Annotated in this window: 25 protein-coding genes; 10 read left to right on the top strand and 15 right to left on the bottom strand. The window is 61.1% G+C overall.

From position 1 onward, the window contains the following. Nucleotides 1-199: 199 nt before the first annotated feature. Together J3P97_RS06150 and pcaR are read right to left on the bottom strand one after the other, a co-directional pair. Entirely contained in the window at nt 200-1546 is a 1347-nt protein-coding gene (locus J3P97_RS06150) for an MFS transporter (protein WP_305496279.1), read from the bottom strand. Nucleotides 1547-1655: 109 nt separating this feature from the next. Then, nucleotides 1656-2498 (bottom strand): pca regulon transcriptional regulator PcaR, encoded by an 843-nt coding sequence (pcaR, locus tag J3P97_RS06145; RefSeq protein WP_305496280.1) that lies wholly within the window; start codon nt 2496-2498, stop codon nt 1656-1658. 16 nt (nt 2499-2514) lie between these two features. Here pcaR and J3P97_RS06140 point away from each other — a divergent pair, with 16 nt between their 5' ends. The 3 genes from J3P97_RS06140 to J3P97_RS06130 all read left to right on the top strand — a co-directional run bounded on the left by J3P97_RS06140 (nt 2515) and on the right by J3P97_RS06130 (nt 5078). Then, complete coding sequence (locus J3P97_RS06140; RefSeq protein ID WP_434603007.1) at nt 2515-2775, top strand: hypothetical protein; 261 nt, start codon at nt 2515-2517, stop codon at nt 2773-2775. 266 nt (nt 2776-3041) lie between these two features. Continuing rightward, complete coding sequence (locus tag J3P97_RS06135; protein ID WP_434569547.1) at nt 3042-3242, top strand: hypothetical protein; 201 nt, start codon at nt 3042-3044, stop codon at nt 3240-3242. A 360-nt stretch (nt 3243-3602) separates the two neighbouring features. After that, complete coding sequence (locus tag J3P97_RS06130) at nt 3603-5078, top strand: inorganic phosphate transporter (protein WP_305496282.1); 1476 nt, start codon at nt 3603-3605, stop codon at nt 5076-5078. 252 nt (nt 5079-5330) lie between these two features. On the opposite strand, the gene ccoM is transcribed toward J3P97_RS06130, so the two are convergent. The 3 genes from ccoM to J3P97_RS06115 all read right to left on the bottom strand — a co-directional run bounded on the left by ccoM (nt 5331) and on the right by J3P97_RS06115 (nt 6183). Further along, nucleotides 5331-5447, bottom strand: a complete 117-nt coding sequence (gene ccoM, locus J3P97_RS06125) for a cytochrome c oxidase subunit CcoM (RefSeq protein ID WP_030139315.1) — start codon at nt 5445-5447, stop codon at nt 5331-5333. A 144-nt stretch (nt 5448-5591) separates the two neighbouring features. Then, the gene (locus tag J3P97_RS06120) at nt 5592-5753 is read right to left on the bottom strand and encodes a hypothetical protein (RefSeq protein WP_434569548.1); all 162 of its coding nucleotides are present in this window, start codon (nt 5751-5753) and stop codon (nt 5592-5594) included. 88 nt (nt 5754-5841) lie between these two features. Continuing rightward, nucleotides 5842-6183 (bottom strand): aspartate-semialdehyde dehydrogenase, encoded by a 342-nt coding sequence (locus J3P97_RS06115; RefSeq protein WP_434569549.1) that lies wholly within the window; start codon nt 6181-6183, stop codon nt 5842-5844. Between the two features lie 248 nt (nt 6184-6431). On the opposite strand from J3P97_RS06115, the gene rapA reads away from it, so the two are divergent. Continuing rightward, nucleotides 6432-9278: an RNA polymerase-associated protein RapA gene (rapA, locus tag J3P97_RS06110; protein WP_434673680.1), complete on the top strand. Its 2847-nt coding sequence runs from the start codon at nt 6432-6434 to the stop codon at nt 9276-9278. Between the two features lie 836 nt (nt 9279-10114). Here the strand turns inward: rapA and J3P97_RS06105 are convergent. The 4 genes from J3P97_RS06105 to J3P97_RS06090 all read right to left on the bottom strand — a co-directional run bounded on the left by J3P97_RS06105 (nt 10115) and on the right by J3P97_RS06090 (nt 14026). After that, nucleotides 10115-10957, bottom strand: a complete 843-nt coding sequence (locus J3P97_RS06105) for a cache domain-containing protein (protein ID WP_434603005.1) — start codon at nt 10955-10957, stop codon at nt 10115-10117. A gap of 132 nt (nt 10958-11089) precedes the next feature. Continuing rightward, nucleotides 11090-11971 carry an ATPase gene (locus J3P97_RS06100; protein WP_434603004.1) on the bottom strand — a complete coding sequence of 294 codons (882 nt, stop codon included), beginning with the start codon at nt 11969-11971 and terminating at the stop codon, nt 11090-11092. 107 nt (nt 11972-12078) lie between these two features. Beyond that, complete coding sequence (locus J3P97_RS06095; protein WP_434673679.1) at nt 12079-13071, bottom strand: NAD-dependent epimerase/dehydratase family protein; 993 nt, start codon at nt 13069-13071, stop codon at nt 12079-12081. Between the two features lie 55 nt (nt 13072-13126). Further along, a complete protein-coding gene (locus J3P97_RS06090) occupies nt 13127-14026 on the bottom strand; it encodes a LysR family transcriptional regulator ArgP (RefSeq protein WP_434574266.1) in 900 nt (299 codons plus the stop codon). A 92-nt stretch (nt 14027-14118) separates the two neighbouring features. Between J3P97_RS06090 and J3P97_RS06085 the strand changes: the two genes are divergently transcribed. The 4 genes from J3P97_RS06085 (at nt 14119) to J3P97_RS06070 (ending at nt 19430) form a co-directional block, all read left to right on the top strand. Continuing rightward, nucleotides 14119-14721: a LysE/ArgO family amino acid transporter gene (locus J3P97_RS06085; protein ID WP_434603003.1), complete on the top strand. Its 603-nt coding sequence runs from the start codon at nt 14119-14121 to the stop codon at nt 14719-14721. 174 nt (nt 14722-14895) lie between these two features. Beyond that, entirely contained in the window at nt 14896-15492 is a 597-nt protein-coding gene (locus J3P97_RS06080; protein WP_127929573.1) for a superoxide dismutase, read from the top strand. Between the two features lie 397 nt (nt 15493-15889). After that, on the top strand, nt 15890-17941 hold the full coding sequence (locus J3P97_RS06075; RefSeq protein ID WP_434569555.1) for a putative bifunctional diguanylate cyclase/phosphodiesterase: 2052 nt from the start codon (nt 15890-15892) through the stop codon (nt 17939-17941). Nucleotides 17942-18086: 145 nt separating this feature from the next. Next, on the top strand, nt 18087-19430 hold the full coding sequence (locus J3P97_RS06070) for an imelysin family protein (protein ID WP_305496291.1): 1344 nt from the start codon (nt 18087-18089) through the stop codon (nt 19428-19430). A gap of 267 nt (nt 19431-19697) precedes the next feature. Here the strand turns inward: J3P97_RS06070 and J3P97_RS06065 are convergent, their stop codons facing one another. The 3 genes from J3P97_RS06065 to J3P97_RS06055 form a co-directional block, all read right to left on the bottom strand. Beyond that, complete coding sequence (locus J3P97_RS06065; protein ID WP_434673678.1) at nt 19698-20933, bottom strand: RNA polymerase sigma factor; 1236 nt, start codon at nt 20931-20933, stop codon at nt 19698-19700. 85 nt (nt 20934-21018) lie between these two features. Continuing rightward, entirely contained in the window at nt 21019-21363 is a 345-nt protein-coding gene (locus tag J3P97_RS06060) for a YciI family protein (RefSeq protein ID WP_434569558.1), read from the bottom strand. Nucleotides 21364-21419: 56 nt separating this feature from the next. After that, nucleotides 21420-21845: a YybH family protein gene (locus J3P97_RS06055; RefSeq protein ID WP_434673677.1), complete on the bottom strand. Its 426-nt coding sequence runs from the start codon at nt 21843-21845 to the stop codon at nt 21420-21422. A 140-nt stretch (nt 21846-21985) separates the two neighbouring features. On the opposite strand from J3P97_RS06055, the gene J3P97_RS06050 reads away from it, so the two are divergent. Next, the gene (locus J3P97_RS06050; RefSeq protein WP_434673676.1) at nt 21986-22474 is read left to right on the top strand and encodes a GNAT family N-acetyltransferase; all 489 of its coding nucleotides are present in this window, start codon (nt 21986-21988) and stop codon (nt 22472-22474) included. Between the two features lie 14 nt (nt 22475-22488). Here the strand turns inward: J3P97_RS06050 and J3P97_RS06045 are convergent, their stop codons facing one another. Beyond that, nucleotides 22489-22977, bottom strand: coding sequence for a GyrI-like domain-containing protein (locus J3P97_RS06045; RefSeq protein WP_434673675.1), 489 nt, complete (start codon nt 22975-22977; stop codon nt 22489-22491). 79 nt (nt 22978-23056) lie between these two features. After that, nucleotides 23057-23719: a LysE family translocator gene (locus tag J3P97_RS06040; RefSeq protein WP_434673674.1), complete on the bottom strand. Its 663-nt coding sequence runs from the start codon at nt 23717-23719 to the stop codon at nt 23057-23059. A gap of 208 nt (nt 23720-23927) precedes the next feature. On the opposite strand from J3P97_RS06040, the gene alaC reads away from it, so the two are divergent. Continuing rightward, entirely contained in the window at nt 23928-25145 is a 1218-nt protein-coding gene (alaC, locus tag J3P97_RS06035; RefSeq protein ID WP_434569563.1) for an alanine transaminase, read from the top strand. A gap of 118 nt (nt 25146-25263) precedes the next feature. Here alaC and J3P97_RS06030 read toward each other — a convergent pair whose 3' ends face one another. Next, nucleotides 25264-26616 (bottom strand): GntP family permease, encoded by a 1353-nt coding sequence (locus J3P97_RS06030; protein WP_305496305.1) that lies wholly within the window; start codon nt 26614-26616, stop codon nt 25264-25266. Nucleotides 26617-26628 lie beyond the last annotated feature (12 nt).

Here is a 26628-nt window from a genome sequence, read left to right as displayed (position 1 = left end):
TAATCGACAGAGTGTTCGTTTATCGAACAGATTGTTGCGTAGCTATCGATTTACTCTGTCCTGAAACAACGCAGGGCCTGTGGCGAGGGAGCTTGCTCCCGCTGGGCTGCAAAGCAGCCCCCAAAAAACAGGGCCGCTTCGCGCCCCGGCGGGAGCAAGCTCCCTCGCCACAGGTGCAGATTCAGCTTCAGAGAAAAAGTCAGGTCGCATCCGCATGGCTGACCATGCCTTTGATAACGACCGCCGCGGTCGCCAATGCCGCTGGAATCACCAGCGCGGTCAGGACCTGTTCGAAGTTCCAGCCCAACCCCAACAACGTCGCGCCCATCCACGCGCCAAGAATCGCGCCGAACCGGCCGATGCCCAGCATCCACGACACCCCGGTAGCCCGGCCCTGGGTTGGGTAGAACCGCGCCGCCAGGGACGGCATCGCCGATTGCGCGCCGTTGACGCACATGCCGGCCACCAGCACCAGGGTGGCGAGCAAGGTAATGTTGCCCAGGCTCTGCCCCACCGCGTAGGCAAATACCCCGGCCATCAGGTAGAAAATGCCGATGACCTTGTGCGGATTGAAACGGTCCATCGCCCAACCCACCCCGACTGCACTCAATACGCCGCCGAACTGAAACAGCGCGCCGATGAACGCCGCCTGCTCCATGCTCGCGCCGCTGTCGCGCATCAGCGTCGGCAGCCAACTGGTCAGCAGATAGACAATCACCAGCCCCATGAAATACGTCAGCCACAACAACAAGGTGCCGGCGCTGTAGGTACCGGAAAAGATCACCGCCAGCACGTTGCGCGCTTTTACGGTCTTTTGTTCGGGCACGCTGAAGCTGGCCGCCTGGGCGATGGTCGGCGGGTCGATCGGCGCCAGGGTCTTGCGCACCTTGTCGGTGCCACGGTTACGCACCACCAGGTAACGCGCCGACTCCGGCAGCCAGAACACCAGCACCACCGCCAGGATCAACGGCAGCACGCCACCGATCAGCAGCAAGCTGTGCCAGCCGAACGCCGGTATCAGCTTGGCGGAGATGAAACCGCCGCCGGCCATACCCAGGTTGAAGCCGCAGAACATGCTGGTGACCAGCAGGGACTTCTTGCGTTCCGGGGTGTATTCCGAGAGCAAGGTCGTGGCATTCGGCATCCCGGCCCCCAATCCCAGGCCGGTCAGGAAACGCAGCACCAGCAGTTGGTCGACGTTGGTACAGAAGGCCGAGGCCAGGCTGAAAGCGCCAAACAACACGACCGCCCCCACCAATACGATTTTTCGTCCGAAACGGTCAGCCAATGGGCCGGAACCCAGTGCGCCGAATACCATGCCGATCAGCGCTGCGCTCATCACCGGGCCAAGACTGGCCCGATTGATGCCCCAATCCTGGGAAAGCGCCGGGGCGATGAAGCCCATGGCCGCGGTGTCGAGGCCATCGAGGAAAACGATCAGGAAACAGAGAATGACCACTCGCCATTGGTAACGAGAAATGGGCTGGGCATTGATGAAGGATTGCACATCGAGGCAGGTGCCTACGGAGGTCTGGGGCTGGTTCATTTTATTTTTATTCCACGCAAGAAACGCCAGATGACGCTGCGCGACATTAATGAGCCCGGGCAAATACCGTCAATTCACCGAAGCGGAGTGTGTGCGTTTATCGAACAGCTTAAGTGAACAGTTGCGCGCTCAGGTCCCGGCTGGCCCCGAGCAGGCCAGGCAAAAAGCGCTGCTCCAGCTCGTTGCGGCTGACCCGTCCGGCATGGGTGCTGACGTTCAGGGCCGCCACCACCTGGCCCGAAGCATCGTATACCGGCACGGCAATCGAGCGCAGGCCCTGTTCCAGTTCCTGATCGACAATGCACCAACCCTGCTGCCGGACCTGTTGCAAGCATTCGAGCAACGCCTCGGGCGTGTGCAGGGTGCGGCTGGTCTTGGCCTGCAGGTCGGCATGCTCGAGATAATCGCGCAGCGACGCGTCATCCAGTGCCGCCAGCAGGATCCGGCCCATCGACGTGCAATAGGCTGGCAGGCGGCCACCGACGGACAGGTCCACCGAAATCAGCCTTTGAGTCGTGGCCGACCGGGCGATGTAAAGGATGTCATCGCCTTCCAGCGTCGCCATGTTGCAGGCCTCGTGCAGCTGTTCGCTCATGCGGTCCAGGTACGGTTGGGCAGAAACTGCCAGCGGTGTCGATGACAGATAGGCATGGCCCAGGGTCAGCACTTTGGGCAACAGCGAATAAGTCCGTCCGTCGGTGGTGGCGTAGCCGAGCTTGATCAACGTGTGCAGGCAGCGCCTCACCGCCGCGCGGGGAATTTCGGTGCGGTGGCTGATCTGGGCGATGGTCAGGTGCCGCTTGCGCTCCTGGAATGCCTGGACCACCGCCAGTCCACGGGCCAGCGAGGTCATGAAGTCCGGGTCACCGGTCAGGGCCTGGATCCGCTTGGCCGGCGAAGCGACGATCGGCGGCGCTACTGAAGTGAAGGCGTTGCGCAATTGGTCGTTCATCTCTGGTTCTCCCGGAATGACGGCTATTACAAGCGGCTGCCCGTCGGACAGACAAGTGTCGATCCATCAACACCGTGCGATTATCGAACCGGCGGTCGATAATCGCAATCAGCAGGCGCCTGCCAGTCTTGCTGTTTTTTGCGTTTTTCCAGCAAGCACCTTGGACGACGAACTTGAACAGCGACAAAGAATAATGAACTTGTCATATGAAAATGACGTCAGGATATCGACACTTGTGATGCGTGCCGCACAACTAGCAACACTTATGCAATATTGATTCACACCGGTAACCCGGTACTTTAACTTTGCTAGTGTTATTGCGGCGGACCGCTATAATGCGCGCCAGTGGCGGATCGGCCAATGGATCCACTCCTTCCGCGAGCACAATGGTTTTGTTGTGTCAGCAGCCTGGCCGCATCTCCCGTATCGGCAATATGCGAAACCCTGATGCTACGTCAGCTATCAGCTCTGGTGCCGTGGCCGTCTGCATCGCGTACATGCAGTGCGTATCACCAGATCAATTTCAATTCATTAGGTAATGATGTGACGAAAGACGAACTGCGCGCGGAACTTGAGCGCCAGGAACAACGTTACAAGGAAGTTTACGGCGGGGAAGTCACCACCTACGCCGCGCAACCTGAACCGGAACGCAAACCCTGGCGCAAACGCGCCACTGTTCAGGACCAGGCGTTCAGCCAGGAACTGCAAAAGATGGAAAAAGAACTCAAGGCCGAGGAAGAATGATTCTCCGGGCTTGAGTTCCGTAGCGTGTCCGGCCACACCCCGGTCGGACACCGGTAGCGAGGGCCCGCCAAAAGCGGGCCGTCATTCTCTCCACCATCGGTCGGCGGACATTCACCGCTGATTTTCTTTTTTCAGATATTTCAGGCGCCCGCCCCAGCCCCCCACGCCCTGCGCAGAACCTTGCCAGCCGGCATTTTCATCCCGAAATCAAAGGGTTGCGCAGCCCATTCAAAACCCAGGCCTGCACGGCTTCCTGCCGGTTATTTCGTTGAAGAATGTTACCGATGAGCAGTCGATGCATCGATTAGCGAGGTTTTCTGGCATAATCGCGCCCCCTTATGACCGGGTCAGAAAACCTTCATGATCGATTTATTCAGCGGACTGGATGCTTGGGTGCTCGTGAGCCTCTTGCTCGCCCTGGCTTTTGTCCTCGCCTTCGAGTTCATCAACGGCTTTCATGACACCGCTAACGCGGTTGCCACTGTTATCTACACCAAAGCCATGCCGCCTCACCTGGCGGTGTTCTTTTCCGGTGTGTTCAATTTCCTCGGCGTACTGCTGGGTGGCGTGGGGGTGGCGTACGCCATCGTTCACCTGCTGCCCGTGGAGTTGCTGATCAATGTGAACACCGGACACGGCCTGGCCATGGTGTTCTCGCTGCTCGCGGCGGCCATCACCTGGAACCTCGGCACGTGGTACTTCGGTATCCCGGCGTCCAGTTCCCATACGCTGATCGGCTCGATCCTCGGCGTGGGCCTGGCCAATGCGCTGATCAACGATATTCCGTTGGCCGACGGGGTGAACTGGCAGAAAGCGATCGATATCGGCGCCTCCCTGGTGTTCTCGCCGATGGCCGGCTTCCTGATCGCGGCCCTGGTGTTGCTCAGCCTGAAATGGTGGCGCCCGTTGTCGAAGATGCACAAGACGCCGGAACAGCGCCGCAAGATCGACGACAAGAAACACCCGCCGTTCTGGAATCGCCTGGTACTGGTGATTTCCGCCATGGCCGTCAGCTTCGTCCACGGTTCCAACGATGGCCAGAAAGGCATCGGCCTGATCATGCTGGTGCTGATCGGTATCGTACCCGCACAGTTCGTTCTCGACCTGAACAGCACTACCTACCAGATCGAGCGCACCCGCGACGCGACGTTGCACCTTAGCCAGTTCTACAAGCGCAACAACGAGTCGCTGGGTGAGTTCCTGGCCTTGGGCAAGAGCGTCGAAGGCGACCTGCCGGAGAAATTCCGCTGCAACCCGCAGCAGACCGAACCGACCATCAATGCGCTGCTCGACACCCTCAAAGGCGTGGCGGATTACCACTCGCTGCCGTCGGAAAGCCGCATCGAAGTGCGCCGCTACCTGCTTTGCCTGGACGATACGGCGAAAAAAGTCGGCAAGTTGCCTGGCCTGGCAGCCCGTGAAAAAGACGACCTGAACAAGCTGCGCAAGGACCTGACCGCGACCACCGAATACGCCCCGTTCTGGGTAATCCTGGCGGTTGCCCTGGCACTCGGCCTGGGCACCATGGTCGGCTGGAAGCGCGTGGTACTGACCATCGGCGAGAAGATCGGCAAGCAAGGCATGACCTACGCCCAAGGCATGTCGGCGCAGATCACCACGGCCTGCATGATCGGCGCGGCAAATATCTTCAGCCTGCCGGTTTCCACCACCCATGTGCTGTCTTCCGGCGTGGCGGGCACGATGGTGGCCAACAAGAGCGGCCTGCAGGGCGGCACGGTCCAGACTATCCTGCTGGCCTGGGTGCTGACCCTGCCAGCAACGGTGGGCCTGTCGGCGGCACTGTTCTGGCTGGCGTCTAAGGCCATCGGCAGCTGAGTTTCAGCGGCTCGTGAAAAAGGTGCGTTCCTTGCGGTTCGCACCTTTTTTATTTCCACTTGAATCCTTGTGTGGGAGCGAGCCTGCTCGCGAAAGCGGTGTATCAGCCACTGAGTGGATGGCTGATACTGCGCCTTCGCGAGCAGGCTCGCTCCCACAGTGGTTTTGTGTAGAACTGAAAATTCGCCTCCAAAAAAAAAGGGCGACCGAAGTCGCCCAAATGCCTTGCGTGCTCGTTGTCGCCGGAAAGACCTACGGCTTTTTGCGCTTGTGTGCGTCTTTCCAGATGAATAATCCAAACCCTGCAAAAAACACGAACATGAGGCCGACCGTCAACACACCGGCAAACACCACATTATCGATAAACATGACTGGCCTCCTGGTCTTGCCCCTGTTGCGATGGGATCAAGTTAACCAATCAGGCCTGGAGGAAAATTGACCGGGGTCAATAACGCTCGCGACGGAGCGCAAAGGAAGGGTGATAACTGATCCATATCAATGGATCGAGGGGGTTCAGCGCTTTTTCGGTTTGTTTTTCGATTTTTTCTTCGGCTTGCCCAAGGGCATGGCCTGCTCGAAGGCCTGGCGGACTTCATTGAGACGTTTTTCGTTGAGGTCGTGAACGCGCTTTGCGCGCTCTGCACCGAGATCAATCAGTTTGTCTTCTTGGCTCATGCTGTGTCGACATCGTACGGTGAGTGGCGGATGCGCCCATGATGCGGGTTACCGGTTGCGTTGACCAGCCAGCGACGTCGACGAAACCTCAGATCTGGATATCCACCCATAGGCCCTGGCGCTCTTCGCCCTCGACGAGCGGAACGACCGGCACGGTGTTGTCGGCGTTCAGCTCCGTGCCCGGAACAGCCAGATGCTCCTCGGGATCCTCGTCGGCTTCGCGGCGGCGCCGGTTGCGCTCCTGCTGACGACGCTGCTCTTCGCGCAGCAACAGAGCGGCCTCCTCCGGGTCACCCTTTTGCAGGTCGATGGTGCTTTCGTTGGAGCTTTGTTGTACCGGGACCACGGGAGGAATATCCGGTCGCGGGCGGATCGGATCCTGCTGAGCGGTGATGGGTACGGCGCTCAAGGGAAGCATGGGTGGCAACATAAAGGTCTCCTGTCTTCAGGTTGTCGGCGGCGGCGAGGACAGCTTGAACCGCTGGTCTGAAACTTGTGAGCTGGTTGGCATTACGCGGGGCGAGGACACAAGCTTGTTTGATCGCAGAACACGCTTAAGTTCCGTTGGGCCGGTTGATGGGCGAGCCGTCACGAGCGCTGGTTACGTGCGTAAATCCTTTGGTCTGACGCGTCATTCCGTTAAGATAGCCGGCTTTTTCACGGCGGGAGTCAGGCAGCATGGCGCAGCAGTATCAACCGGGGCAACGCTGGATCAGTGACAGCGAAGCCGAGCTGGGTTTGGGCACCGTTCTGGCACAGGACGGCCGCTTGTTGACCGTGCTCTACCCGGCCACTGGCGACACTCGCCAGTACGCGCTACGGAATGCGCCCCTCACCCGCGTGCGGTTTTCGCCGGGCGACGTGATCACTCACTTCGAAGGCTGGAAAATGACCGTGCGCGAAGTCGATGACGTCGACGGGCTGCTGGTCTACCACGGCCTCAACGGGCAGAACGAAGTCGTCACGCTGCCGGAAACCCAACTGTCGAACTTCATCCAGTTCCGCCTGGCCAGCGATCGCCTGTTCGCCGGGCAGATCGATCCGCTGGCCTGGTTCTCCCTGCGCTACCACACGCTGGAACACACCAGCCGCCAACTGCAGTCACCGCTCTGGGGCCTGGGTGGCGTGCGTGCCCAACCGATCGCTCACCAGTTGCATATTGCCCGTGAAGTCGCTGACCGCATTGCGCCACGGGTATTGCTGGCGGACGAAGTGGGCCTGGGCAAGACCATCGAAGCCGGCTTGATCATCCATCGGCAACTGCTTTCCGGCCGCGCCAGTCGCATCCTGATCCTGGTCCCGGAAAACCTGCAGCACCAGTGGCTGGTGGAGATGCGCCGGCGCTTCAACCTGCAGGTCGCGCTGTTCGACGAAGAACGCTTTATCGAAAGTGATGCCAGCAACCCGTTCGAGGACACCCAACTGGCGCTGGTCGCGCTGGAATGGCTGGTAGAGGACGAAAAGGCCCAGGACGCGCTGTTCGCCGCCGGCTGGGACCTCATGGTGGTCGACGAAGCGCACCACCTGGTGTGGCACGAAGACCAGGTCAGCCCGCAATACGCGCTGATCGAACAGTTGGCCGAGACCATCCCTGGCGTGCTGCTGCTGACCGCCACCCCGGAACAACTGGGCCAGGACAGCCACTTCGCTCGCCTGCGCCTGCTGGACCCGAACCGCTTCCACGATCTGCAGGCCTTCCGTGCCGAAAGCGAGAACTATCGCCCGGTGGCCGAAGCCGTCCAGGAGCTGCTGGACAAGGGACGCTTGTCGCCCGAGGCCCACCAGACCATCCATGGTTTCCTGGGCAATGAAGGCGAAGCGCTGCTGACCGCCGTCAACGATGGCGATATCGAAGCCAGCGCCCGCCTGGTTCGCGAACTGCTGGACCGCCACGGCACCGGCCGCGTGCTGTTCCGTAACACCCGCGCTGCCGTCCAGGGTTTCCCCGAGCGCAAGCTGCACGCCTATCCTCTGCCGTGCCCTGACGAATACCTGGAACTGCCGCTGGGCGAACACGCCGAGCTGTATCCGGAAGTCAGCTTCCAGGCTCAGCCTGAAGCCAGCGAAGAAGAACGCTGGTGGAAATTCGACCCGCGCGTCGAATGGCTGATCGATCAGTTGAAGATGCTCAAGCGCACCAAGGTCCTGGTGATCTGCGCCCACGCCGAAACCGCGATGGACCTGGAAGACGCCCTGCGCGTGCGCTCCGGCATTCCGGCCACGGTGTTCCATGAAGGCATGAACATCCTTGAGCGCGACCGCGCGGCGGCCTACTTTGCTGACGAAGAGTTCGGTGCCCAGGTGCTGATCTGCTCGGAAATCGGTAGTGAGGGTCGCAACTTCCAATTCGCCCATCACCTGGTGCTGTTCGACCTGCCGGCGCACCCGGACCTTTTGGAACAGCGGATCGGCCGTCTGGACCGGATCGGCCAGAAACACACTATCGAGCTGCATGTGCCGTACCTGGAAACCAGCCCGCAGGCGCGGCTGTTCCAGTGGTATCACGAGGCGCTGAATGCTTTCCTCAACACCTGCCCGACCGGCAACGCCTTGCAACATCAGTTCGGCCCGCGCCTGCTGCCGTTGCTGGAAGAAGCCGACGACGGCGAGTGGCAGGCATTGATCGACGAGGCGCGCGCCGAACGCGAACGCCTGGAGGCCGAGCTGCACACCGGTCGCGACCGTCTGCTGGAGCTCAATTCCGGCGGTGCGGGCGAAGGCGACGCTTTGGTGGAGGCCATCCTTGAACAGGACGACCAGTTCGCACTGCCGATCTATATGGAAACCCTGTTCGACGCCTTCGGTATCGACAGCGAGGATCATTCCGATAACGCACTGATCCTCAAGCCGAGCGAAAAAATGCTCGACGCCAGTTTCCCCCTGGGCGACGACGAAGGCGTGACCATCACCTATGACCGCAACCAGGCGCTGTCTCGTGAAGACATGCAATTCATCACCTGGGAGCACCCGATGGTGCAAGGCGGCATGGACCTGGTGCTGTCCGGCTCCATGGGCAACACCGCCGTGGCGCTGATCAAGAACAAGGCGCTCAAGCCTGGCACCGTGTTGCTGGAACTGCTCTATGTCAGCGAAGTGGTCGCCCCGCGCTCGCTCCAATTGGGCCGCTACCTGCCACCGGCCGCCCTGCGCTGCCTGCTGGATGCCAACGGCAACGACCTGGCGGGCCGGGTGTCGTTCGAAACGCTTAACGACCAGCTCGAAAGCGTCCCCCGCGCCAGCGCCAACAAGTTCATCCAGGCCCAGCGCGACCAGCTCTCGCCACGGATCAACGCCGGCGAAGAGAAGATCGCCCCGCGTCACGCCGAACGCGTGGCCGAGGCGCAACGCCGTCTGGCGGCCGACACCGAAGAGGAACTGGCCCGTTTGACCGCTTTGCAAGCGGTGAACCCTACCGTGCGCGACAGCGAACTGGAGGCTCTGCGCCAACAGCGTGAGCAAGGGTTGGCGATGCTGGAGAAGGCTGCGTTGCGGCTGGAGGCGATTCGGGTGTTGGTGGCGGGGTGATTCCCCGGGGCTTTTTGCGTACATATCCTTTTTTCGGTTATGACCACTTAGGGTTTCGCCCTTACGGCGAGTCACTTTCGAAAAGCCCGGAAGCCGGCCCAGTCGAAAGTAACCAAAGCGCTCTTGCCCCACCACTCGGCACCTCGCCTGGGCTCGGTGTGCCCTCGCTCCGGCATTGCTCCGTGGGCCGCCGCGAAGGGCCTTCCCTGGCCCAGCGCGGCTACCTCGGCATCCATGCGAGGTGCCCACTGCGCAATGCCTGCGCTCGGCCAGCGTGGTTAACGGGGCGCTGAGATCACAGTCAAAAGCACAGCAAGAGCAAGAGCCGGCCTGTCTTTGGCGGTTGTACTTCGATCCATCTGTGGGAGCGAGCCTGCTCGCGAAGGCGGAATTCAGTTGATGAAGATGTTGGCCATGCCGGCCTCTTCGCGAGCAGGCTCGCTCCCACAGGAGAAATGCAATTCTAGTAAGAGTCAGGTCGGCTTCAGGCCGCCTCGTGGCGGACGTTGATTTCGGCGCCCCGTTAACCACGCTGGCCGAACGCAGGCATTGTGGAGTGGGCATCCCGGCATGAATGCCGGGATAGCCGCGCTGGGCCAGGGACGGCCCTTCGCGGCGGGCCCACGGAGCAATGCCGGAGTGAGGGCATGCCGAGCCTTAGCGAGGCACCGAGTGGTGGGGCTAAAGCGCTTTGGTTACTTTCGACTGGGCCGGCTTCCGGGCTTTTTGAAAGTGACCCGCTGTAAAAGCGGAACCCTATGCCGCCATTACCGCAGCAACGGATATACACCCAAAACCCAGAAACCCAGAAACCCAGAACCCCAGAACCCCAGAAATCAAGGACTGTAATACCCCACAGCCACCAAGAAATGCCCAGCCTTCTTCAAATAGGCATGCTTGTTCTCGACTTTCCCCGTGACCGGATTCTTCCAGCGATACTCATATTCCCCCGCATCCTGCTTGCCCATCATTGCCAGGATCGGCTCACCCACCGGTTTGCCAGCCGGATCCTTGACCTTGGCAAAATCGGTATTGATCAAACGCAGATTGGTGCCATGACCGACATAACGGCGGGTACCGAGATCAACGACAAAGACGTACAGGTCATCCTGAAGGTAACCGCCCTTGAGGGAATTGATCGCCGTCAGCGTCGCTTTCTCACTCTTCAGCAGGTCCGCCGAAGCCTTGTCCAGTAGCGCCCTGGCCTGTTCGGCAGAAGCCCTTGGCAAGTAATAGCCAACCGCGAGGATATGCTCGCCGACCCGCTGGAAATACACACGCTTGCGCTCGACCTTGCCGTCCGCCCAGTTCTGCCAGCGATACTCGGCCTGCTGGATGCCGCTGGCTTCCGGGGTTTTCAACGCATCCTTGAACGCCTTGCGCAGATCCGGCCCCAATACCTCGGACACGTCTCGCCCGATCAGCGCTGACGATGGGCCGCCGCTGGCAAGCATTACTCCCTGGGTGTCGACCACGAACACGTAGCGGTCCTTGTCGACGAATTCGCCCTGGCGGCTGAAGGCGGCGAACGCATAGTCGCCGTAATCGTGATAGTAGGCCAACGCCCTTTCCAACAGCGCCCGAGCCGCCTGGCCGTCATCCGGCGTAGCGGCCTGTGCGTGGTTCAGCCCCAGCGCCAGCATTGCGGCCAGCCAGGCCAGCCTTCGAATAAACCCCATGGGCACGCCCCTCGTTCTTGTTGGTGTTCCAAGAGCGTAGACGGGGTGGGGCGATGTTGGAGTATTCAGGAGATGGTTGCAGGCGAACTGCAATATCTGTGGGAGCGAGCAGGCTCGCTCCCACAGGGCCCGTTACTGGGCCCGATTGCTCAGCTGCTGTTGCAGGTACTGGATCTGCGATTGCAGGGTATTGATGTTGCGCGTGACCTGGCCGCGGAAGGCATCGAACTCGGCGTTATTGCCGCCCGAGCGGTTCTCCTGCTGACTCTTGAGCACGATCATGTCCTGCTCCAGGCGCTCGATGGCCGAGTTCGAGTTGGCTCTTTTCAAGGCCGTGATGTCGGCACCGATGCTCTTGAGCTGGGCATCCAGCGCGCCGCCCTCGCCTTGGTTCTTCAAGGTTGCAACCTCGGCCGCCAACGCCTTGACCTGGGCCTGAAGCTGGGTGTTGGCCGCTTGCAACTGGGTGTAGGCGTTCTGCTGCTCGGAATCCTGGGCGATCATCTGGGCCAGCTGCTTGTCCAGGTCGGCGGACGGTCCGAACGCGCCTTGCAGCTGCTTGTACTGCTCCATCAACTTGCCGTCGAATTGCCGGCCCTGCTCCTGCAGCTTGCTGTCCAACTGCTTGATCTGCAATTTCAAGGCTTCACTGTCGCTCATCACGTTGGACTGCCCGGCAACCACTTTGCCGGAGATGTCCTGCAGGCGGCCCGCGGCATCCTCACTGATCCGGGCGAAGCTTTCCTGGGTGGCCACCAGTTGCTGCTCCATCAGGGAAATCTGCTGGAAACTCCACCACGCGAGAAACGCCAAGGCGCACAACAAGGCACCGACCAATGCCCACAACGGGCCGGTGCTCGGTGCCTTGACCCTGGCCGCCGCAACAGGCGCCGGACGCGCTTGCACGTGGGGCTGGCGGTTGGTCAGGAAGTCATCGTCATCGGGAATGTCCGCCCGCATCCGCAGGCTCGGTACATCGTCGAAGTCGTCGTTGGCATCGTTGCGCGTGGGCATGGGTTCAACCTTTGGGAAATCGGTAGTGACTCGATGCGGCGAGTATAACCCCCTCGCCCACCGCAGCCATTGACCCCGAACCGGGCACTCGGTTCATGACGGGGCGATCAGCGGGCATATTGGACGCGCCACCAGGCGCAAAATTCATCGAGCGCAGCCCACAGGCCGACTTGCGGATCGTAATCGAGATAATGCCGGGCCCGACCGATGTCCAGGGTGAAATTCCTGTTCATCACCTGCATGCCAAGGCGCGACAACGTCGGCTCCGGGCGCCCCGGCCATAATGCGCAGAACCCTTCGTTCATGGCCGCAACGCTGTAGGCCAGCCCGTAGGAGCGGTAACGCCTGACTTGTGGGACTTCCATCTGCCGCATCACATAATTGACTACGTCCCACAACGGAACGGGCGCCCCGTTACTGATGTTGTAAGCCTTGCCCAGGGCCGAACCGGTGGCCAGCAGGCTGCTGAGCAGTGCTTCGTTGAGGTTCTGCATGCTGGTGAAATCGACCTTGTTCAAGCCGTTGCCGATAATCGCCAGTCGTCCCTTGCGCTGCATCTTGAGCAAGCGCGGAAAAATGCTCATGTCACCGGCACCAGTGACGAAGCGCGGCCGCAGCGCCAACACCTCCAGGCCGAACTCCTGGGCGCCGAAGACCTTCTGTTCGGCCAGGTACTTGGTGGCGGCGTAGGGATGCTTGAAACGTTTGGGCACCTGCTCTTCGGTCAGTCCCAAGTGGTCACGGCCATCAAAATAGATCGACGGTGAGGAGAGGTGCACCAATCGCCGGACCTTTTGCTTGAGGCACGCCTCGACGATGTTTTCGGTGAGCTGGACGTTGCCCTGGTGAAAGTCCTGATAGCGCCCCCACAGCCCCACCGAGCCGGCACAATGCACCACGGCATCGATATCGCGACACAGGTCCAGGGCCAGCATCGGCTCGCTGAGGTCGCCCTGGATGAACTCGGCGCCACGCCGCACCAGATGCTCGACGCTTTCGGCCCGGCGGCCATTGACCCGTACATCCAGGCCCTGCTCAAGGGCGAAACGCGCGAAGCGCCCGCCGATGAAGCCGCTTGCGCCGGTGACCAGAATCTTCATGTAGTGCTCCGATTGCTAGGGTTTTGCATACTTCGTCTAATCCTGACGCTGTCAGTCAGGCCAACGGCACCAGCCACTGCCGGGACGCCTGAATCAGTTGCTCGGTCAACAGACCGAGCAAGTGTCCTCCATTGCGCCAATGATGCCAGTACAGCGGCACATCAATCGGCTTGTCAGGCAACAACTCCACCAGCACGCCCCGCGCCAGTTGCTCGCGCACTTGCAGTTCCGGCACCAGTCCCCAGCCAAGCCCCGCTTCAGCGAGACGGATGAAGCCTTCGGACGACGGGCACAGATGGTGCTCGAAACCGCCCTCGATACCGAGGGAAGCCAGGTAACGGTGTTGCAGGAAATCATCCGGGCCGAATACCAGGGCCGGCGTGCGAGCCAACTGATCGGCGCGCACCCCGCCGGGGAAGTGCCGGGCGATGAACGCAGGGCTGGCAAGCGCCCGGTAGCGCATCGCCCCCAGCAATACGCTGCGGGCGCCGGCCACCGGCCGTTCGCTGGCGCAGACGCAGGCCGCCACTTCCCCGGCGCGCATGCGCTTGAGGCCGACGTTCTGGTCTTCCACCACCAGGTCCAACAAGAGCTGCCGCTCGGCACAGAACGCCCCCACCGCACCGCCCCACCAGGTAGCCAGGCTGTCGGCGTTCAGGGCAATTCGCAGGCGCTCCGGCAACCCGGCCTCATCCAGCGCCGGCACCAGGCTTTGCAGGTCACGCTCAAGCAAACGAACCTGTTGCACATGGTTGAGCAGACGTCGGCCGATTTCGGTGGGCACCGGCGGTGTGACACGCACCAGTACGGGCTGGCCGACACGCGCTTCCAGAAGCTTGATCCGCTGGGAGATGGCCGACTGCGACAGTCCCAACACCTGGGCGGCACGCTCGAATCCGGCCTGCTCGACAATGGCCGCCAGGGCAGACAGCAGTTTGTAATCGAACATCAGAATTCCTAATGAGCAATCAGCAAGATTGGTTTTTCTTATACCGCGCCGGACCGGAGAATGGCCAGCATTGCAAATCCAGCTGGAGAATTGACGTCATGTGGCAAAGTTATGTAAACGGGCTGCTGGTCGCCCTCGGGTTGATCATGGCCATTGGCACGCAGAACGCCTTCGTGCTCGCCCAGAGCTTGCGCCGCGAGCACCATTTGCCGGTGGCTGCCTTGTGCATCATCTGCGATGCGTTGCTGGTCACCGCCGGAGTGTTCGGCCTGGCGACGCTATTGGCGCAAAGCCCGTTGCTGCTTTCGATCGCACGCTGGGGCGGCGCCGCGTTTCTGCTCTGGTACGGTACCCAGGCGCTGCGCCGCGCCTGTTCGAAACAGAGCCTGCAACGCGATGAAAAACAGGCCGCGCGCTCACTGGGAACAGTCCTGCTGAGCGCACTCGCGGTCACGCTGCTCAACCCCCACGTCTATCTCGACACCGTATTACTGATCGGCTCCCTCGGCGCCCAGCAGAGCATGCCCGGTGCCTATGTCATGGGGGCGGCCAGTGCCTCGCTGCTGTGGTTTTCGACCCTGGCCATCGGCGCCGCATGGCTGGCTCCCTGGCTGGCCCGACCCAGTACCTGGCGGATCCTGGACCTACTGGTGGCGCTGATGATGTTCACCGTGGCGCTGCAATTGATCGTCTCGGGGTGATATTCCAAACCGCTCTGGAACCTCTATTCCACACAGTTGTTGCGTGGTTATGCCGCACCCCCGGTGCTATGATCCGACTCCTGCGCCGCAAAGAGTACAAACTCCCCGGCGCTAGTCTGGCCGCCCGTGATCGGCCTTGCGCTCACCGCAACTGACCTGATTAGGAGAATCACCATGGCTTTCGAATTGCCGCCGCTGCCCTATCCTCACGATGCACTGCAGCCGCACATCTCCAAAGAAACCCTGGAGTACCACCACGACAAGCACCACAACACCTATGTCGTGAACCTGAACAACCTGGTGCCTGGCACCGAGTTCGAAGGCAAGACCCTGGAAGAAATCGTCAAGACTTCCTCGGGCGGTATCTTCAACAACGCCGCTCAGGTCTGGAACCACACTTTCTACTGGAACTGCCTGGCGCCAAATGCCGGCGGTCAACCAACCGGCGCCCTGGCTGAAGCCATCAATGCAGCCTTCGGTTCGTTCGACAAGTTCAAGGAAGAATTCAGCAAGACTTCCATCGGCACCTTCGGTTCCGGCTGGGGCTGGCTGGTGAAAAAGGCCGACGGCTCCCTGGCCCTGGCCAGCACCATCGGCGCCGGCAACCCGCTGACCAGCGGCGACACTCCGCTGCTGACCTGCGACGTCTGGGAACACGCCTACTACATCGACTACCGCAACGTTCGTCCGAAGTACGTCGAAGCGTTCTGGAACCTGGTCAACTGGAAGTTCGTGGCTGAGCAGTTCGAAGGCAAGACCTTTACTGCGTAAGTTGTGATGCCAATGAAAACGGCGCTTTTCCGGAGACGGGAAAGCGCTTTTTTTTCGGTTTTACTTTGTGGGAGCGAGCTTGCTCGCGATAGCGGTGGTTCAGACACTGAGATGTTGACGGTACCTTGCTCATCGCGAGCAAGCTCACTCCCCACAACAGCTTCGCAACGTGCAAATGACCTCGCGTCTGAAATCCGATAAATAATCCCGCCAGGCCTCAAGTTGCGGCCCTCCTCAACCGAAACAATGGTCGTAGAGCAAAGACTCTGCAAACACCGTATAACGGCCAGGTTTCAGGCGAAAAGCCTTGTGTTGGATTGTCCCTTTGACTGACATCACAGGATTGCCAATACTCATGGCAACTTGACGCTACCCGCACGGAACAAGGAATCCCTCTTTGAAGCTGGAACTCAAGAACAGCTTGTCTGTGAAGTTGCTCCGGGTCGTGCTCCTTTCGGCATTGATCGTTGGCGTGGTCTTGAGCTGCGCCCAGATCGTTTTCGATGCCTACAAAACCAATCGGGCCGTCGCCGACGACGCCCAGCGCATCCTCGATATGTTCCGCGACCCTTCCACCCAGGCGGTCTACAGCCTCGACCGGGAAATGGGCATGCAGGTCATCGAAGGCCTGTTCCAGGATGAGGCCGTGCGCATGGCCTCCATTGGCCACCCCCACGAAACGATGCTCGCCGAGAAGACCCGGCCCCTCCAGCATTCCGAAAGCCGCTGGCTGACCGACCTGATCCTGGGCCAGGAGCGCACCTTCACCACGCAACTGGTGGGACGCGGGCCCTACAGTGAATATTACGGCGACCTGAGCATCACCCTCGACACCGCCACCTACGGCCAGGGCTTCATTGTCAGCTCGGTGATCATTTTCATTTCCGGAATGCTCCGGGCCCTGGCCATGGGCCTGGTGCTGTACCTGGTTTATCACTGGCTGCTGACCAAACCGCTGTCGCGGATTATCCAGCACCTGACCGAAATCAACCCCGATCGCCCCAGCGCGCACAAGATCCCGCAGCTACGGGGCCATGAGCAGAACGAGCTCGGCCTGTGGATCAACACCGCGAACCAGTTGCTCGAATCCATCGAGCGCAACACGCACTTGCGCCACGAAGCGGAAAACAGCCTGCTGCGCATGGCCCAGTACGACTTCCTCACCGGCCTGCCCAATCGCCAGCAGCTGCAACAACAACTGGACAAGATCCTGGTGGACGCCGGGCGCCTGCAACGTCGCGTGGCCGTGTTGTGTGTGGGACTGGACGACTTCAAAGGTATCAACGAACAGTTCAGCTATCAGACCGGCGACCAATTGCTGCTGGCCTTGGCCGATCGGCTGCGCGCCCACAGCGGACGCCTCGGCGCCCTGGCGCGGCTGGGCGGCGACCAGTTCGCCCTGGTGCAAGCCGATATCGAGCAGCCTTACGAGGCCGCCGAACTGGCCCAGAGCATCCTCGACGATCTGGAAGCGCCATTCATCCTCGACGACCAGGGGATCCGCCTGCGGGCCACCATCGGTATCACGCTGTTCCCCGAAGACGGCGACAGCACCGAGAAGCTCCTGCAAAAAGCCGAGCAGACCATGACCCTGGCCAAGACGCGCTCGCGCAATCGTTACCAGTTCTATATCGCCAGCGTCGACAGCGAAATGCGCCGCCGGCGTGAACTGGAAAAAGACTTGCGCGAGGCGTTGGCTCGCGACCAGTTCACCCTGGTCTACCAGCCGCAGGTCAGCTACCGCGACCTGCGGGTGGTCGGCACCGAAGCGCTGATCCGCTGGCATCACCCCGAGCACGGCCTCGTACCGCCCGACCTGTTCATTCCCTTGGCGGAACAGAACGGCACCATCATCGCCATCGGCGAATGGGTGCTGGACCAGGCCTGCAAACAGTTGCGCGAATGGCACGACCAGGGTTTTGTCGACCTGCGCATGGCCGTCAACCTGTCGACAGTGCAACTGCACCACGCCGAACTGCCCCGAGTGGTGAGCAATTTCCTGCAAATGTACCGCTTGCCCCCGCGCAGCCTGGAGCTGGAGGTCACTGAAACCGGCCTGATGGAAGACATCACCACGGCCGCCCAGCATCTGTTGAGCCTGCGCCGTTCCGGCGCGCTGATCGCCATCGACGACTTCGGCACCGGTTATTCGTCCTTGAGTTATCTCAAGAGCCTGCCGCTGGACAAGATCAAGATCGACAAGAGTTTCGTCCAGGACCTGCTCGATGACGAAGACGATGCGACCATCGTTCGCGCCATCATCCAGCTCGGCAAGAGCCTGGGCATGCAGGTGATCGCCGAAGGCGTCGAAACGATCGAGCAGGAAGCCTACATCATTGCCGAGGGCTGCCATGAAGGTCAGGGCTACTACTACAGCAAACCGTTGCCGGCACGGGAGCTGGGTAACTATCTGAAGCAAGCCGAGCGCATCAACGCCTCGATCATCTGACTGTTTCCCCCCTTCTCCGCGGGCTGCCTGCGCTAGAAATATTACCGCCGCAGCCCTTTACATATAATGCAAATCTTTCGCATTATGTCGCAGTTTTGCGCGCCCTCGCGCCTGTCCCATTCATCACCGAAGCAGGATGTTCGCCATGATTCGTATGCCTCTGGCTACCGCCAGTCTGTTGGCCATCGCTATTTCCCTCGCCGGTTGCGGCGAAGGCAAAGACAAGGCGGCCGCGCCGCAAGCGCCAACGCCGGCCGCCAGCACTGCGGCTCCGGCTGCCCCCGCAGCCGCTGGCAAGATCGACGAAGCCGCTGGCAAGGCCGTTGTCGCGCACTACGCCGACATCGTCTACGCCGTCTACAGCGATGCCGAATCCACCGCGAAAACCCTGCAGACCGCCGTCGACGCCTTCCTCGCCAAGCCGAACGCCGATACTCTGAAAGCCGCCAAGGCTGCCTGGGTTGCCGCGCGCGTACCTTACCTGCAGAGCGAAGTGTTCCGTTTCGGCAACACCATCATCGACGACTGGGAAGGCCAGGTGAACGCATGGCCCCTGGACGAAGGCCTGATCGACTACGTCGACAAATCCTACGAGCACGCCTTGGGTAACCCGGGCGCTACCGCCAACATCATCGCCAACACCGAAGTGCAGGTCGGCGAAGACAAGGTCGACGTCAAAGACATCACCCCGGAAAAACTCGCCAGCCTGAACGAGCTGGGTGGTTCCGAGGCCAACGTTGCCACCGGCTACCACGCCATCGAATTCCTGCTGTGGGGCCAGGACCTCAACGGCACCGGCCCGGGTGCCGGCAATCGTCCGGCTTCGGACTACCTGGAAGGCGCCGGCGCCACTGGCGGCCACAACGACCGTCGGCGTGCCTACCTCAAGTCCGTGACCCAACTGCTGGTGAACGACTTGCAGGAAATGGTCGGCAACTGGAAACCGAACGTCGCCGACAACTACCGCGCCACGCTGGAAGCCGAACCGGCCGAAACCGGTCTGCGCAAGATGCTGTTCGGCATGGGCAGCCTGTCCCTGGGTGAACTGGCGGGTGAGCGCATGAAGGTCTCCCTGGAAGCCAACTCGCCAGAAGACGAACAGGATTGCTTCAGCGACAACACCCACTACTCGCATTTCTACGATGCCAAGGGTGTGCGTAACGTCTACCTGGGCGAATACACCCGCGTCGACGGCACCAAGATGACCGGCGCGAGCCTGTCCTCCCTGGTGGCCAAGGCCGACCCGGCCGCCGACACCACGCTCAAGGCCGAGCTGGCCGACACCGAAGCCAAGATCCAGGTCATGGTCGATCACGCCAACAAGGGTGAGCATTACGACCAGCTGATCGCCGCCGGTAACACCGCGGGCAACCAGATCGTGCGTGACGCCATCGCCGCCCTGGTCAAGCAGACCGGCTCGATCGAACAGGCTGCGGGCAAGCTGGGTATCAGCGACCTGAACCCGGACAACGCTGATCACGAGTTCTGATCAACGCCAGACTAGCCATCGATGCACCTGTGGGAGCGAGCTTGCTCGCGATAGGGTCTACCAGCCGACAGCAATAGTGGCTGATACACCGATATCGCGAGCAAGCTCGCTCCCACATTGGTTTGTGGTGTTTCGATAATGTGAGGTCATTCCTGTGGGAGCGAGCCTGCTCGCGAAGACGGTGGATAAAGCAACAGCGGATGTCGATTATGCTGACGCTTTCGCGAGCAGGCTCGCTCCCACAGGGGGTCGTCGTATTGTTGATTATCAGTCCAATCCCGCAAGCCGTGCTTCAATGAACCGCCGCTCCGGCAGTTGCTGCGTCAATTCAAGCGCCCGTCGGTAGGCGGCCCTCGCCTCCTCCACTCGCCCCAACTGCCGGCAGAACTCAGCCCGCGCCGAATGGGCCAGGTGATAGTCAAGCAGCTCGCCCCTGCCCAGTATCCCGTCAACCAGGCGTAGCCCCTCCTGCGGCCCATCGCGCTTGGCCAGGGCGGCCGCGCGGTTGAGTTCGATCACTGGCGACGGCACGGCCCGCAACAGCACATCGTAGAGGCCGACGATCTGCGGCCAATCGGTCTCCCGGGCGCTCGGCGCTTCGGCGTGCACCGCAGCAATCGCGGCTTGCAGGCAATACGGTCCGAACCGCCGGGTGTTGAGCGCGGCCTCGACCATCGCGCAACCTTCGGCAATCATTGTCTGGTCCCATAGCGACCGGTCCTGCTCATCGAGCAAGACCAGATCGCCGGCCATCGACATTCGCGCGGGCCGCCGCGACTCGTGCAGCAGCATCAGCGCCAACAGGCCCATCACTTCAGCTTCGGGCAGCAACTCCAACAGCAGGCGTGCGAGGCGTATGGCTTCGCGGGTCAGGTCATCGCGGGTCAACTCGGCCCCCATCGAGGCTGAATATCCCTCGTTGAACACCAGGTAGATCACCCGCAGCACGCTGTCGAGTCGTTCAGGCAGCTCCGTGCGGGACGGCACCTGATAGGGGATCTTCGCATCACGAATCTTCGCCTTGGCCCGCACGATGCGCTGGGCGATGGCTGCCGGCGCGGCAAGAAACGCACGAGCGATTTCCTCGGTGGTCAGGTCGCAGACTTCCCGCAGCGTCAACGGTACCTGGGCATCAGCGGCCAGAGCCGGGTGGCAACAGGTGAAAATCAGCCGCAGGCGGTCGTCTTCCACGTCCTCATCACTCCACTCGGCCTGTTCAAGCGCTTCGAGTTGCGCGATCAGCATCGGCTGGGACGCCGCGAAGCGCGCCCGCCGACGCAGGCTGTCAATCGCCTTGAAACGCCCGGCCGACACCAGCCAGGCCCGGGGATTGTCCGGCACGCCGTCGCGCTGCCAGCGCTCGACCGCGACGAAGAACGCCTCGTGCAAGGCTTCCTCGGCGAGATCGAAATCTCCCAGCAGGCGAATCAGCGTCGCCAGGATTCGCCGCGAATCCTGGCGATAAACCTGCTCGACCCGTGCCTTGACCGCTTCGGCCGACATCAGCCGGGAAGGCCTTGGGTGATCGGACTGATGGACAACAAAGCAGGTTCACGGCTCATGGAAATCATCCCGTTGTGATTGTCGTTCAGGGATTCAGCTGGCGTACCGGCCGGACTTCGACGCAGCCGACCCGGGCCGCCGGGATGTGCCCGGCGACCTGAATGGCTTCGTTCAAGTCCTTGGCGTCGATCAGGTAGAAGCCCGCCAGTTGCTCCTTGGTTTCGGCGAACGGGCCGTCGGTAATCGACAGTTTGCCGCCGCGCATACGCACCGTGGTGGCGGTCTGCACCGACTCCAGGGCTTCGGCGGCGACCATGCGGCCGCTGCCCTGGATCGACTCGGCATAAGCCATGCACTCTGCGTCCTCAGGGCTGTCGGGAGAGTTGTGCAGGGCCTGTTCGTTGCTATACACCAGGCATAAATACTTCATGGAAAGCTCCGTGATCGAACCGATCGACAAAGGTGGCAGGAGGAAACCGAAGCCGATCAGGGCTGCAAGTCGAATATCGCCGTACCCGCCATCGGGTCGAATGGCGCCGACCAATGTTCATGGACGATCTTCCACGCGCCGGCCGTACGCTTGTAGCAAGCTGTCACACGCATCCAGCAGGCCTGCTCTTCGCCTTTGTCGTTGGTGCCGCCGCAATAGGCCAGCCAATGGGCGAAGGCGATGTTCTCGGCCGGCGTGATCTGGACCTGATTGAAATCGAACTTGTGCGGGCCAGGGCACATTTCCATGCAGGCTTCCCAGTGCGCGCGGTAAGCGGTCTTGCCCTTGAATTGCAGGGCCTGGATGGCATCGAACGAGACGATATCGTCGTCATAGAGCGCCATGACTTTTTCCACATCCTTGGCCATGACGGCCTGGCGATAGGTGTCGATCAACGCTTGGATTTCGGTTTCGGTATTCATGGTGGTTCTCCGCAGTTTTTTGTTAGAGACAGCCTTAGTCGTCTGGAGAAACAGTGAATCGACAGCCAAACAAAAATAATCCAAAGAAAAAATTTCGCTAGAATCCAGGCCTCATTCTGTCGGCAACAATGGATGTTTTCGTGACTGCTCAGCTCGTACCCTATGAAGACCTGACCGCGCTGCAACGGCAACAGGTCGAAGCCATCGAAATCCACCCCGAACAGATCAGGTTTTCCGGCGATATCCATGGTGCGCTGCATACGCTGCTGTCCAGGCCCGGCCCTGGGGTAAAGGGTTTTGCGCTGCTGGCCGACGAAGTGCCCGTCGCGTTCCTGCTGCTCAAGCGGCCACCCGTACTGCCCGCCTGGGCCAACGAACACAGCGCCACCCTGCACGCCTTGCAGGTAGACCGCCGGGCTCAAGGCAAAGGCTACGGCAAGGCCTGCCTGCAAGCGCTACCCACCGTCGCCCGAGCGGCATGGCCGGAAATAAAGGGGCTTGAGCTTTCGGTGGATGCAGACAACGACGCGGCCATCAGCCTGTACACCCGCCTGGGCTGGGTCGACAGCGGCGAGGCCTACAAGGGCCGAATCGGTTATGAACGGCGGATGGGGTTGGTGTTTGAATAACAGGCTCGCGACGATCAACTCGGCTTGAGGGGTATCCAGATCTCCAGGCTGCCTTCCCCCGTCCGCGGGTTGAAGTCTTCGCTATAGCGCTCGAACTCAGGCTCATCCGCCGCTTCGTGGCCGGATTGTGGCAACCATTCCTTCCAGATGTACTGGAAAGTGTCCGGAAGGCTCTTCAATGGCCCTTTGTGCTCGAATACGGCGTAGGGCCCGGGCTGGATTTCGATCCAGCGGTATTGGTCCGGAAGGTCGTCAAGCCGGCTGATCTCCACGCCGGCAATGTATTCAAAGCCGCCTGTACCGTCCGGGTTGCAACACACGCCGTAGGTCACTTCGTCTTTCTGCCCCGGCACTTTGCCAAGCCAGGGCAAGAACTTTTCCCAGAGCAGCGGGATGTCCTGGGCGGTGTCCTGGGTAAAACGCGCGCCGAAACCGGCGATGAGCTGAAAGCGTCCTTGCTCGAAGCGCGGCTCGGATGCATTAACGCGTTTTTGCGATTCCATTGCTTCGACACTCCGGAAAACTTGAAGTCGGGCTTGGCAGTATAGAACCCAAACGGTGATTGCCAGGCCGTTTCGCTTGTCAGAGTCCAGGCGGGACAGCCGAGGCGGTTGTTCCGACAAACTCGTTGTAGCCAGAAATGATCACGTAGACGGCGAAATAGCAGAAAATCGCCGCTGATGCCCAATAGGAATAACGCAGCAATTTATCCCCCAACAATTTTCCGCCCTGGGTTGCCGCCAGGCACAGGCCGGCGCTCCAGAGCAGCCCGGCGCAGAGGAATCCGCTCAAAAACAGCGCCGAACTGACTACCGTGCCACCCCCTGAGCGGGCAATGAGCGTACCTCCCACCGCCGCGAACCAGAGGATGGCGCTGGGGGATGACATCGCCAGGAAGATCCCGCGAAAAAACTCCTGCCGAGACGAGTTGCCCCGGACCTCGCCGGCCTCGGCCAGCACCGCACTGTGAAAGATCGCCGAATGAACCATCTTCGCGGCGAAATACAGCAACAGCACCGAACCGCCGATCCACAGCACCCACCGCACCGTTTCGTATTGCAGCAGGACAGTCATCCCGGCCAGCGCCAGGACCGCATAGACCAGGTCGCCTACGCAGGTGCCCAGGCCCAGGGCAAAGCCCTGGAAATAGCCGCGCTGCATCGCCAGGGTGATCATCGCGATATTGGCCACGCCGATGTCCAGGCACAAGGAAAGGCTCAGCAGGAAGCCGCTGGAAAATTCCATTATTCATTCCATTACAATTGGGTAAGACAGGTCCGACAAGCCGCTACGGCCACCGCTGGTGGCGCAGCCAGGGCGACAGTGTCGTCGAAAATAGTTCGGCGCGGCTACTGGACAATCCGCCATTGGCCCGATTATCTTGCGCCGCAGGTCAACGCATTGGCCGACGTCGCTCGGACGGTTCCGGGCGCTCACGTATCTCGAGGCAACAATGGCCGAACAAGGTTCGCCGCGCCGCTTTGCGCGCATCGATCGACTCCCCCCGTACGTATTTAATATCACTGCCGAGCTGAAGATGGCTGCGCGTCGGCGCGGCGAAGACATCATCGACTTGAGCATGGGTAACCCCGACGGCGCCACGCCCCCGCATATTGTCGAGAAGCTGGTCACCGTCGCCCAGCGCGAAGATACCCACGGCTACTCCACTTCCAAAGGCATCCCACGCCTGCGCCGAGCCATCTCGCGCTGGTACAAGGACCGCTACGAAGTGGACATCGACCCGGAAAGCGAAGCCATTGTCACCATTGGCTCCAAGGAAGGCCTGGCACACCTGATGCTGGCCACCCTGGACCAGGGCGACACGGTGCTGGTGCCCAACCCCAGCTATCCGATCCACATCTACGGCGCGGTGATCGCCGGCGCCCAGGTGCGTTCGGTGCCGCTGGTGCCCGGCGTGGATTTTTTCGATGAACTGGAACGGGCCATTCGCGGTTCGATCCCCAAGCCGAAGATGATGATCCTCGGTTTCCCGTCCAACCCGACCGCCCAGTGCGTGGAGCTCGACTTCTTCGAGCGGGTCATCGCCCTGGCCAAACAATACGACGTACTGGTCATCCACGACCTGGCCTACGCCGACATCGTCTATGACGGCTGGAAAGCCCCGTCGATCATGCAGGTGCCGGGCGCGAAAGACATTGCGGTAGAGTTTTTCACCCTGTCCAAGAGCTACAACATGGCCGGCTGGCGCATCGGCTTCATGGTGGGTAACCCGGAACTGGTCAGCGCCCTGGCGCGGATCAAGAGTTACCACGACTACGGCACCTTCACCCCGCTGCAAGTGGCCGCCATCGCCGCACTCGAAGGCGACCAGCAATGCGTGCGCGACATCGCCGAGCAGTACCGCCAGCGCCGCAACGTACTGGTCAAGGGCCTGCATGAACTGGGCTGGATGGTGGAGAATCCCAAGGCATCGATGTATGTCTGGGCGAAGATTCCCGAGGCCTATGCGCACCTGGGCTCACTGGAGTTTGCCAAGAAGCTTTTGGCCGAAGCCAAGGTCTGCGTCTCGCCGGGGGTGGGGTTCGGGGAATATGGGGACGATCATGTGCGCTTTGCGCTGATCGAGAACCAGGACCGGATTCGCCAGGCGGTACGCGGGATCCGCGGGATGTTCCGGGCGGATGGGTTGATCAAAAAACCTGAGGCCTGACCCAAAACCAATGTGGGAGCGAGCCTGCTCGCGAAGACGATGTAACAGTCAACACAGATGTTGAATGTCATATCGCTTCGCGAGCAGGCTCGCTCCCACAGTAGGTATTGCCTTAGATTCAGATCACCAACGACAGCAGCAGAATAAAGATCAGCCCCACCACCGACAGGATGGTTTCCATCGCGGTCCAGGTCTTGAAGGTCTCGGCCACGGTCATGTTGAAGTACTGCTTGACCAGCCAGAAGCCCGCATCGTTGACGTGAGACAGGATCAGCGAGCCGGCGCCGGTCGCCAGTACCAACAGCTCACGGTTCACCCCTGGCATCATCCCCACCACTGGTACCACGATCCCGGCACCGGTAATGGTCGCCACGGTCGCCGAACCGGTCGCAATCCGAATCACCGCCGCCACCAGCCAGGCCAGCAGGATCGGCGAAATCTGCGCGCTGACGGCCATGTGGCCAATCACGTCACCCACGCCGCTGGTCACCAGCATCTGCTTGAAACCGCCGCCGGCACCGATGATCAGGATGATCGCCGCCGTCGGCGCCAGGCTCGCGTCCAGCCACTTCAGCATCTGGCTGGAACCGATGCCCTGCTTGTAGCCAAAGGTGTACAGCGACAACAGCAACGCCAGCAGCAAGGCCGAGATCGGGTGGCCGATCATGTCCATCCAGACACGGAACAGGTTGCCGTCCGGCAGCGCCACATCCGCGAAGGTCTTGAGCAGCATCAGGAATACCGGCGACAGCACGGTGATCAGGGTGATGCTGAAGCTTGGCAGTTCGGCGGCGTTCGTCTCGCGGGCCAGTTGGTCCACCAGCTCCTGATTCGGATGACCGGGGATGTGCTTGGCGATGAACGTACCGAAGATCGGTCCGGCAATGATGGCGGTCGGCAGCGCGACGATCAGGCCGTAGAGAATGGTCTTGCCGATGTCAGCGCCAAAGATGCCGATTGCCAGCAGCGGACCCGGGTGCGGTGGCACCAGGCCGTGGACGGCGGAAAGACCGGCCAGCAGCGGGATACCAATCTTGATGATCGACACGCCGGTGCGGCGCGCGACGATGAACACCAGCGGGATCAGCAGCACGAAGCCGATTTCGAAGAACAGCGGGATGCCCACCAGGAACGCGGCGAACATCATGGCCCACTGCACCTTCTCCTTGCCGAAGGCACGGATCAGGGTCTGGGCGATCTGATCGGCGCCGCCCGACTCGGCCATCATTTTGCCGAGCATCGTGCCCAGCGCCAGGATGATGCCGACAAAACCGAGCACGCCACCAAAGCCGTCCTGGAACGCCTTGATGATGGTGCCGGTCGGCATGCCCGACGTCAGGCCGAGAAACGCGGCGGCGATGGTCAGTGCAATGAACGGGTGGAATTTGAACTTGGTGATGAGGACGATGAGTCCGATCACCGTAACCACTGCATCTAGCAGCAGGAACGTCTCGTGGGACATGCCGAACATGGGAGGTGTCTC

It is taken from the genome of Pseudomonas sp. R1-15 (genome assembly GCF_051132085.1).
Taxonomy (GTDB): Bacteria; Pseudomonadota; Gammaproteobacteria; order Pseudomonadales; family Pseudomonadaceae; genus Aquipseudomonas.
The sequence above is the reverse complement of the archived record's forward strand: the minus strand, read 5'-3'. Positions and strand labels throughout refer to the sequence as shown.